At 52.4% G+C, this 9541-nt stretch carries 8 protein-coding genes; 4 read left to right on the top strand and 4 right to left on the bottom strand.

Translation table 11 applies throughout. The features are described 5' to 3' along the window. Positions 1-314: universal stress protein (locus ACOTYN_RS02880; protein WP_421634452.1), on the top strand; the 314-nt coding region annotated here is incomplete at its 5' end. A 75-nt stretch (positions 315-389) separates the two neighbouring features. On the opposite strand, the gene ACOTYN_RS02875 is transcribed toward ACOTYN_RS02880, so the two are convergent. Together ACOTYN_RS02875 and dcp are read right to left on the bottom strand one after the other, a co-directional pair. Further along, the gene (locus tag ACOTYN_RS02875; protein ID WP_052955135.1) at positions 390-2960 is read right to left on the bottom strand and encodes a bifunctional diguanylate cyclase/phosphodiesterase; all 2571 of its coding nucleotides are present in this window, start codon (positions 2958-2960) and stop codon (positions 390-392) included. Positions 2961-3257: 297 nt separating this feature from the next. Further along, on the bottom strand, positions 3258-5291 hold the full coding sequence (dcp, locus tag ACOTYN_RS02870) for a peptidyl-dipeptidase Dcp (RefSeq protein WP_047344080.1): 2034 nt from the start codon (positions 5289-5291) through the stop codon (positions 3258-3260). 142 nt (positions 5292-5433) lie between these two features. On the opposite strand from dcp, the gene ydfG reads away from it, so the two are divergent. Continuing rightward, entirely contained in the window at positions 5434-6180 is a 747-nt protein-coding gene (gene ydfG / locus ACOTYN_RS02865; RefSeq protein ID WP_014883682.1) for a bifunctional NADP-dependent 3-hydroxy acid dehydrogenase/3-hydroxypropionate dehydrogenase YdfG, read from the top strand. Positions 6181-6271: 91 nt separating this feature from the next. Then, positions 6272-6958: a GntR family transcriptional regulator gene (locus ACOTYN_RS02860; RefSeq protein WP_014883681.1), complete on the top strand. Its 687-nt coding sequence runs from the start codon at positions 6272-6274 to the stop codon at positions 6956-6958. Between the two features lie 34 nt (positions 6959-6992). On the opposite strand, the gene ACOTYN_RS02855 is transcribed toward ACOTYN_RS02860, so the two are convergent. Beyond that, positions 6993-7424: a universal stress protein gene (locus tag ACOTYN_RS02855; protein ID WP_047344081.1), complete on the bottom strand. Its 432-nt coding sequence runs from the start codon at positions 7422-7424 to the stop codon at positions 6993-6995. Between the two features lie 289 nt (positions 7425-7713). On the opposite strand from ACOTYN_RS02855, the gene ydfZ reads away from it, so the two are divergent. Continuing rightward, complete coding sequence (gene ydfZ / locus ACOTYN_RS02850; protein ID WP_014883679.1) at positions 7714-7917, top strand: putative selenium delivery protein YdfZ; 204 nt, start codon at positions 7714-7716, stop codon at positions 7915-7917. Positions 7918-7960: 43 nt separating this feature from the next. Here ydfZ and ACOTYN_RS02845 read toward each other — a convergent pair whose 3' ends face one another. Then, on the bottom strand, positions 7961-9424 hold the full coding sequence (locus ACOTYN_RS02845) for a mannitol dehydrogenase family protein (RefSeq protein ID WP_047344082.1): 1464 nt from the start codon (positions 9422-9424) through the stop codon (positions 7961-7963). Positions 9425-9541: the final 117 nt, after the last annotated feature.

The following is a 9541-nucleotide window of genomic DNA, read 5'->3' as shown; positions in this document are numbered from 1 at the left end:
AAGCCTATCTCTTATCTGGAGATACAGCTACTGTCTGGTGTTTCAGGGGGCTACATCAGCTAAAAGAGTTCCAGCATGCGGCTTTAGAAAAACTGGATGAAATCGTTAAGCAATTTAAAATTCCGCCAGAAAAGGTGCAGACGCACGCCGTTACGGGATCGCCAAAAGATCAGATCCTTAAACTCGCGGACACGATCGGCGCCGACCTGATCATCATCGCCTCCCATAAGCCTGACATATCAACGTATCTGTTAGGTTCAAATGCGGCGGCAGTGGTGCGCCACGCAAAATGCCCTGTGCTGGTCGTAAGATAAAAAACCGGGCGAAGAGCCCGGTTTTTTTGCTGACACTTCCCTGTCCCAGGGCGCGCGGAAAATGCTAAAACGCGTTTATGTATTCACCACGCTGGCGTTTAAATTGAGATCGGCAATGGCGGCGGGTTTTCCAAGTAAATACCCCTGAACTTCATCACACTTATTTTTTTTAAGAAAAGCCAGCTGTTCGCTGGTCTCCACTCCTTCAGCGGTCACTTCCATGGAATAGGCTTTACCCAAATCGATTATCTTCTCGACTACCGATTGGTTCTGTGGCGAATCCGCTAAGGTAAAAATAAAGCTTTTATCGAGCTTTAGCCCATCAAACTGGAACTTTCGAAGATAGCTCAGAGAGGCATAGCCGGTACCGAAATCATCGATCAGAATCCGTACGCCCATTTTTTTGAGGGCCTTCATGGTGTGCAACGTTTTTTCTGGATCGGAAAGCGTGACATTTTCAGTCACTTCTATTTCCAGCCTGGTGGGTTCAAGTCCCGTTTCGTGAAGAATTTCTTTTACTCTTTCAGCCAGATCGCTCGCCTGGAATTCAATAGCCGAAATGTTGACTGATACCGATAACCCCGGCAATTGATCTTTGGCCTCCGTACACGCTTTACGAATGACCCAGTTGCTGAGGCTAATAATCAGCCCTGTTTCTTCAGCCAACGGGATAAACTGATCGGGCATCATGGTTCCTCGATCCGGGTGTTGCCACCGGACCAGCGCTTCGACGGCATCTGTTTTCGAATATCGGAGGTTATAACGCGGTTGATAAACCAGATAGAGTTGGTCTTCGCGAATGGCGGTCTTCAGCTCCAGTTCGAGTTTTCTGCGTTCGGTCAGCTTTTCCGACATATCCTGGCGATAATAGACCCATCGGTTTCTCCCGGATTGTTTTGCCTGGTAAAGCGCAATGTCAGCATAGCGCAGAAGATCGTTTGCGCTGTTGCCGTCTTGTGGGGCCAGTGCAATCCCCATGCTTACCCCTATTGTCACATCATTGCCATCAATGGTGAAAGGACGGTTGAGTTCTGACACGATGCGCTGGCACACCTCTTCAATCTGGTCTGTCTGGCTGGTGTTACCGAGGAGCAGCATAAATTCATCCCCGCCCTGTCGTGCAACAAAATCACCGCTCCGAATACAGCTTTTAAGACGTAAGGCGACTTCCCCAAGCAGAGCGTCACCGGTGGAATGCCCAAAAATGTCATTGACGGGTTTGAACTTGTCCAGATCCAGGCAAATCATAGCAAAGGGATAATTATTGACGCCTTCATTCGCTAACCGGCCCGCCAGAAACTCCTTAATATGATACCGGTTTGGAAGCCCCGTTAATTCATCATGCCGTGACAGAAATTCCACACGTTTAGTTGCTTCCACTTCCAGAGAGACATCTGTTGCCGCGCCCCGTAAAACCACCGAACCATCAGGCTGAGAAGAAAATTTAGCCAGAAGCGTGCAGTAGGACGTGGATTGCTGATAGTTAATATAAGGGCAATTCTTAAATTCGAAGCGTCCAGTTAATTCCCGGTGGCGGACACGATCATGAAGTAAGTGACTTGTCGACGGAAAGAGCTCATCCAGCCTGCGGCCGATCCATTGACTATGTTCATATCCCGTTACCGTGGAGAAACGACCTGATAGCCATGTAATCTTTAACGATAAGTCAGTTTCCCAGAACCAATCGCTGGTTGTTTCACTGACATCCCTGAATCGTTTTTCACTGGTGATAAGATTCAATCGTGCCTGCTCAAGGAGAAAGGCATTTTCGTCATGAATTCTCGCCTTGTGCATAATATGACGCATAAGGATCATCGTCATCGATATTGTCAGCAGTACGGAAAGAATGAGTAATGGCAGGAAATAAACGATCAGCGCCTGGCCAGGATTTTCACTGTCCCATAAAATATGCACATCACCATTTGGCGTGCTTATGGTCAATGACGTCTGATTATTCACTTCATTGGGTGAAATGCGAACATTTTTGATGGCGGCATCATGCCCAATCGCAAGGAGTTTTTTAGCCGTTAATTTGTCGACAAACACCATGACTGAAGGCCTGCCCGGTAACGGTTGCACACTCGAATCATCACCCGTTGTTATCCATTCAGCAGAAACAATGGCCGGTATGCCGTCGATAAGCGTTAGCATGGACACCGGCACCCCCTTTTTTTTGCTCAGTTCACTGAGTAAACGGTCTTTTGTGGATTGACCCAACCAACGCTCCAGATCTTCAGGTATCCGTTTCCCTGAAATCACGCTGTAGCGCGTGGCGCCTTCCGGAGAGAGAACAAACACCCCCTCATAGCCAAAGTTATCATACAGAGACTTGCCAAGATTCTGCTTATCCCATGCCCAGTGCATGTCAACATTCTGATGAAGATGTTTGTAGGCATCCCCCCACTCGGCATAGTCTTTCAAATGGCTACGGATGCTCTCCTGTCGGGTATCTAACGCTTTTCTTAGTAAGAAATCATCATGCGAATCGCTGATTTCATTAACATTATTTTTTATTATCAACAAAGAAATTATTGCCGCCGCAAAAATAGCGATCAGCAACGTTACAACATAGGTAAAGGTTTTATTTATCAGCCTCTTAGAATGCTCAGCATCCGTAAAGCCAGGAGTGGTCAGAGGTAGGGTCATCTTTCGCCTTCTTAACTGCTATAACGTCGATTTTTTTGTTATCCTCATTTATCGGCATAAAAGGGCAAAAATTTAGAATTAAAAAAGACATTTGAAAGAAGATTTTATTTCTTACAACCCAGATCAAATTATTAACAGTTCTCGAATGTAGCGCTTTGTCCCTATTAATAAAAAATCCTTTTATCGGCGCGTTCAATTTCACCCGTTATCTTTCAAAAGCATGCTAAAATATCGCTGATTAAAGGGTATAAAAAACCGGGCTTCACGCCCGGTTCTTTTTTTCAGCCCAAATGGACACTATTCACTTAACCCACGATTCTCCAGCATCGGTTCAATCCTCGGATCGTGCCCGCGCCAGCTCCGGTAAAGTTCACCTAAATCAGTGCTGTTCCCGCGCGACAAAATCGCCTCGCGGAATTTCTGTCCGTTTTCACGCGTCAACCCGCCCTGCTCGACAAACCACTGATAGCCATCGTCTGCCAGCATTTGCGTCCACAGGTAGGCGTAATACCCCGCCGCATAGCCACCGCCGAAGATATGGGCAAAATAGCTGCTGCGATAACGCGGGGGTACCGCGGGCAGGTCCAGCCCCTCTTTTTTCAACGCAGCCGTTTCAAAGGCTTCGACGTCAGATACGGCTTCACTGATGGCGTGCCAGTTCATGTCCAGCAATGCCGCACCCAGCAGCTCCGTCATGTCATAACCCTTGTTGAAATGGGTCGCGTTGAGCATGCTTTCCCGCAGCGCGTCCGGCATCGGTTCACCGGTTTCATAGTGACGGGCGTAGCGGGTAAATACCTGAGGATGGCTGGCCCAGTGTTCATTGATCTGCGACGGGAATTCAACGAAATCACGCGGCGTATTGGTACCGGACAGCGTGGCGAAGCGCTGGCGGGCAAACAGACCGTGCAGGGTATGCCCAAACTCGTGGAACAGGGTAATTACGTCGTCCCAGGAGAGTAACGCGGTGCCCCCGTTACCCGGTTTTGGGTAGTTACAGACATTGTAGATAACCGGGCGGGCAGAAAACTCAAAAGATTGTTCGACGAAATTGCCCATCCAGGCTCCGCCCTGCTTGGAATCGCGGGCAAAGAAGTCGCCGTAAAACAGCGCCATCCCTTCACCGGTATGGTCGAAAATTTCCCATACGCGAACGTCCGGATGATAAACCGGAATATCGAAGCGTTCCACGAAGCGGATACCGAACAGCTGGCTGGCCGCCCAGAAGACGCCGTCATGCAACACGGTATTGAGCGCAAAGTAGGGCCGGATCTGCGACTCATCAAGCGCATATTTCGCCTGGCGCACGCGCTCGGCATAAAAGGCCCAGTCCCAGGCCTGCACGGTGAAACCGCCCTGCTCGTCATCAATCACTTTCTGAATATCGGCCTGTTCGCGCTCCGCACGGGCACGGGCGGCAGGCACAATGCCGCGCATAAAAGCCAGCGCGGCGTCGGGGGTTTTCGCCATCTGGTCGGCAATACTCCAGCTGGCGTAATCCTCAAAGCCCAGCAGGCGAGCCTGACGCGCACGGAGCGCCGTCAGACGCAGGATCAGCGTGCGGGTATCGTTTTCATCCCCTTTCTGGGTACGCGTCCAGCCTGCGTTGAACAGGTTTTCACGCGTCTGCCGATTGCGCAGCGCAGAGAGCGCAGGTTGTTGAGTCGTATTCAGCAGCGAGATCAGCCAGCGGTCGTTAAGCCCTTTTTCCGCGGCCGCCTGCGCGGCGGCGGCGATCTCTTCTGCACTGAGCCCCTCAAGCTGATGCGCATAATCCACCACCAGCCCACCCGCTTTATCGGCGGAAAGCAGACGCTGGTTAAACTGGCTGGTCAGGGAGGCTGCCTCGGTGTTCAGCGCCTTCAGCTCGGCTTTTTCTGTCTCATTCAGACGCGCACCGGCCAGAATAAACCGCTGGTACGTCTCCTCGACCAGCCGACGGGACTCGGCATCCAGCGCACCGCGATCTTGCCAGACGCTCTCAACGCGGGCGAAAAGTGTGTCATTCAGCCAGATGTCATTCGACAGCGCGGCAAGTTCAGTGGAAAACTGCTCCTCTAACTCTTGCAGGTACGGATTGGTATGCGCAGAGGTCATGGCGAAAAAGACGCTGCTGACGCGCGAGAGCATAACGCCGCTTTTCTCCAGCGCCAGCACGGTATTATTGAAGTCTGGCGCGGCGGTTTGCGAGACAATCGCATCAATGTCCGCCCGCTTCTGACGCAGCGCTTCATCGAACGCCGGACGATAGTGACTGTCGTTAATCTGATCAAAATGGGGTGCCTGGTAAGGCAACAGACTGATTTCAAAAAAAGGATTCGTGGCCGTCATCTTTCACTCCTCAGAACGGATATCTTCCCAGAGTAGGCCAGGCCGCCATCACCTGCAATGCTGTCATACAAATGTTGCCTTAACGCACCCTCTGCGGCCGTGCTATGTTAGTACAACACAAAAAGCGTTGAGGAACAGTGAGATGATTATTTTAGTTACCGGGGCAACGGCGGGTTTTGGTGAATGCATCACGCGTCGCTTCGTCGCCAACGGGCACAAGGTGATTGCAACGGGCCGTCGTCAGGAGCGCCTGCAGGAGCTGAAAGACGAATTAGGTGACAGCATCCTGACCGCACAGCTGGACGTGCGCAACCGCGCAGCCATTGAAGAGATGATTGCTAACCTGCCTGCCGAGTGGCGCGCGATTGATCTGCTGGTCAACAACGCCGGACTGGCGCTGGGCATGGAGCCCGCGCACAAAGCCAGCGTTGAAGACTGGGAAAACATGATCGACACCAACAACAAAGGGCTGGTCTATATGACTCGCGCGGTGTTGCCGGGCATGGTTGAGCGTAATCGCGGTCACATTATCAATATTGGTTCTACCGCCGGGAGCTGGCCTTACGCGGGCGGCAACGTCTATGGTGCGACCAAAGCGTTTGTCCGTCAGTTCAGCCTGAACCTGCGCACCGATCTGCACGGCACCGCCATTCGCGTTACCGATATCGAGCCGGGTCTGGTGGGCGGCACCGAATTCTCCAACGTGCGCTTCAAGGGTGACGATGCGAAAGCGGATAAAACCTACGAAAATGCTAACGCGCTGACGCCGGAAGATGTCACTGAAGCGGTCTGGTGGGTGGCGACGCTGCCTAAGCACGTCAACATCAATACCGTAGAAATGATGCCAGTCACCCAGAGTTTTGCCGGACTTAACGTCCATCGTGGCTAAATAAGCCCCACCCGGCCTGCGGGCCGGGTCTGTTTCGGGTTCGAAAAGAATGGTAGTATGTTCAGGCTAACTCTCTGAGAAATGACAACTCATGGCCGCTGAATCGCAACTCAATCCCACCCAGCCCGTAAACCAGCAAATCTATCGCATTTTGCGACGTGATATTGTCCATTGCCTGATTCCGCCGGGAACGCCGCTTTCTGAAAAAGAGGTCTCGGTGCGTTTTGACGTCTCCCGTCAGCCGGTGCGTGAAGCGTTCATTAAGCTTGCTGAAAACGGCCTGATTCAGATCCGCCCGCAGCGCGGCAGCTACGTAAACAAAATTTCACTTTCTCAGGTGCGTAACGGCTGTTTCGTTCGTCAGGCCATTGAATGCGCGGTCGCCCGCCGGGCGGCAACGCTTATCAATGATAACCAGTGTTACCTCCTGGAGCAGAACCTGCATCAGCAGCGTATAGCGATCGACCGTAAGCAGCTCAACGATTTCTTCCAGCTCGATGATGAATTCCACCAGAAACTGGCACAAATAGCGGATTGTCAGTTGGCCTGGGATACCATTGAGAACATCAAGGCCACCATCGACCGCGTGCGTTATATGAGCCTCGATCACGTCTCCCCGCCGGAAATGCTGCTCAGACAGCATCACGATATTTTCAGCGCGCTGGAAAAACGCGACCCGGACGGCGTGGAAAAAGCGATGACGCTGCATTTGCAGGAAATCAGCGAATCCGTGCAGCTTATTCGTCAGGAAAACAGCGAGTGGTTTAGCGAGGAGTAATATTCGCCGCACCCTGTTGGGCGCGGCGTTGGGTTTAGCGAACGACTAACACCGGAATCGTGGCGTAGCGCAGAATGGATTCCGCATTCGATCCCAGCAGATGGGTGGTGATGCTCGGGTTTTTCGACCCGATGACAATCGCATCGTATTTCCCCTCCTTGCTCAGCTTGATAATTTCATCGCGAACGTTGCCAAAACGAACCATGCTGTGAATATTCTCTGGGGCAATATCGAACAGTCTTTTTAATTCGTTCATTTTCTTCGCGGATTCCGCGGTCATATACTCTTCAAACTTTTTGATATCGGCATTGAACCCGCGCAGCAGAGACCGACTGCTGGCAGGCAGAATGTTGACCAGGGTAATTGATGCCCCCTCTGCCTTTGCAAGGTTTGCCGCGTGGCGAACCGCTTTGTCGCTCAAATCCATTTCAAACACATCTACAGGCATCAAAATGTTCTTATACATAAGCCTGACTCCTTATTCCGATGAAAGGGTTATTTCCTGTACCCAGAATGGCAGCAGGAATATAAACCAATCCTAAACGCTTCCATGTTGAAACTATCAATAAATGAAAATAACGGTCTGCTTTGTAAATTGCTGTCGCGAACCGTCAGCACCTCATGTCATTAAGAAAAAAAGTGTGACTTTGATCAAAAACAAAAACATCACTTGCAGACAGGCGTATTTATATGCCCCGTGAACGGTGAAACCTGAAATACCGCCGTAACGGATAAGTTAGAGAGGAGAAAATACCATGATGACATACGACCGTAACCGCAATGCAATTACCACTGGCAGCCGCGTGATGATTAGCGGCACAGGCAAAACTGGCGTGATTAAAGCGATCCACAGCGACGGGCTGGATGCCGCGCAGGTGCGCCGCAGCAAAACGGTGGAAGTGGAAGGATGCGAAGGTAAGTTCGAGCCGATTGAGCTGATTCGTCTGGGTATGCACTAAGTTGTGCGCTGACATGCCGCCGCGCACGGCGGCATGTACTGAATTACCGTTGAGACGCGTACTGCGCTACGGTAGCTTTCGCGCCCTTTTGCACCAAAGACCGGTACGCGGTCATCACCGCATCAACAAAGACCGTCTCACGCGGTAATTCTTTGCCAAAGATAGACTCAATGCCGAGCAGCGCACGCACGCGGCTTTCCCCTTCAGCACTTCCCTTCACTGCCGCCTGAATCACCGCCAGCTGCGGATCGCTCACCTCGATGGCATTACCCTGCTCATCCACTCCGCCGACATAGCGCATCCAGCCCGCCACGCCCAGCGCCAGCAGGGGGAAAGGTTTCTGATGCACCAGATGCCAGCGCACGGAATCTAACATGCGTTGCGGGAGCTTCTGGCTGCCGTCCATCGCGATTTGCCAGGTGCGATGACGCAGAGCCGGGTTGCTGTAGCGGGCAATCAGCAGATCGGCGTAATGTCCTAAATCGACGCCTTTCACCTTCAGGGTCGGCGCCTGCTCGTGGAGCATCAGCGCGTGAGCCGCAACGCGGTAATTCTCATCTTCCATGCAGTCGTTGATATGCTGATAACCGGCCAGATACCCCAGGTAAGCCAGGAAGGAGTGGCTGCCGTTAAGCATGCGCAGCTTCATCTCTTCAAACGGAATGACGTCTGATACCAGCTCGGCCCCGGCTTTTTCCCACGCAGGACGCCCCGCCACAAAGTTATCTTCTATCACCCACTGGCGGAAGGGTTCACAGGCCACGCCCGCCGGATCACGCACGCCAGTGAGCTGTTCGATTTTATCCAGCGTATCAGGCGTGACCGCAGGTACGATGCGATCCACCATGGTTGACGGGAACGTGACGTTAGCCTCGATCCAGTCCGCCAGCTCGCCGTCTACCGCCCGGGCATAGGAGCAGGTTACGTTGCGCATCACATGACCGTTTTCCGGCATGTTGTCGCAGGACATCACGCTAAAGGCCGGTAACCCCGCCGCTTTGCGACGCGCCAGCGCTTCCACCACCACACCCGGTGCGGACGTCGGCTGATGCGGGTTTTGCAGGTCGGCGGCGATGAATGGATGATCGAGCATCAGTTGCCCGGTTGCGGGAGAGTGACAGTAGCCCTTCTCAGTAATGGTCAGTGAAACAATCGCCACCTGCGGTTCGCACATCGCTGCCAGTACGGTCTCCAGCCCGTCAACCTGCGCATGCAGGGCCTTTTTGACCACGCCCACCACGCGGGATGTCCACGCATCGGCGGACATCTCCGCTACGGTATAGAGGTTATCCTGCGCCTTCAGGTCGGCAATTTGCTGCTCGCCGCCAATCAGGTTGACCTCACAGTAGCCCCAGTCGCTGCCATAATCAGTCGCGAGGAGGTCGGCATACACCGCCTGATGCGCGCGGTGAAAGGCGCCAAATCCTAAATGAACAATGCGTGCTTTAAGGCTGTCGCGATTGTACTGAGGCAGCGTCGCTTTGGCCTGTAATAACGTGTTTTCCATGATTAAGACTCGTTAATTAGAAAGCTGTGGATCGCTGCCGCTTGTTATAAAGCGGCAGCGTCTGCTGACTACACCAACTAGAATGGCAGTTGGGGTAAAAAATCTCTGCCATCCACC

Origin of the sequence: Enterobacter cloacae complex sp. IR5458 (genome assembly GCF_049238025.1) — a bacterium.
GTDB lineage: Bacteria > Pseudomonadota > Gammaproteobacteria > Enterobacterales > Enterobacteriaceae > Enterobacter > Enterobacter kobei.
The sequence above is the reverse complement of the archived record's forward strand: the minus strand, read 5'-3'. Positions and strand labels throughout refer to the sequence as shown.

What these genes read in the sequence shown, in the direction of transcription:
- ydfZ (WP_014883679.1), top strand. Translation starts at nt 7,714, where the DNA reads ATGATGACATACGACCGTAACCGCAATGCAATTACCACTGGCAGCCGC.
- ACOTYN_RS02845 (WP_047344082.1), bottom strand. Translation starts at nt 9,424, where the DNA reads ATGGAAAACACGTTATTACAGGCCAAAGCGACGCTGCCTCAGTACAAT.
- ACOTYN_RS02875 (WP_052955135.1), bottom strand. Translation starts at nt 2,960, where the DNA reads ATGACCCTACCTCTGACCACTCCTGGCTTTACGGATGCTGAGCATTCT.
- ACOTYN_RS02855 (WP_047344081.1), bottom strand. Translation starts at nt 7,424, where the DNA reads ATGTATAAGAACATTTTGATGCCTGTAGATGTGTTTGAAATGGATTTG.
- dcp (WP_047344080.1), bottom strand. Translation starts at nt 5,291, where the DNA reads ATGACGGCCACGAATCCTTTTTTTGAAATCAGTCTGTTGCCTTACCAG.
- ACOTYN_RS02860 (WP_014883681.1), top strand. Translation starts at nt 6,272, where the DNA reads ATGGCCGCTGAATCGCAACTCAATCCCACCCAGCCCGTAAACCAGCAA.
- ydfG (WP_014883682.1), top strand. Translation starts at nt 5,434, where the DNA reads ATGATTATTTTAGTTACCGGGGCAACGGCGGGTTTTGGTGAATGCATC.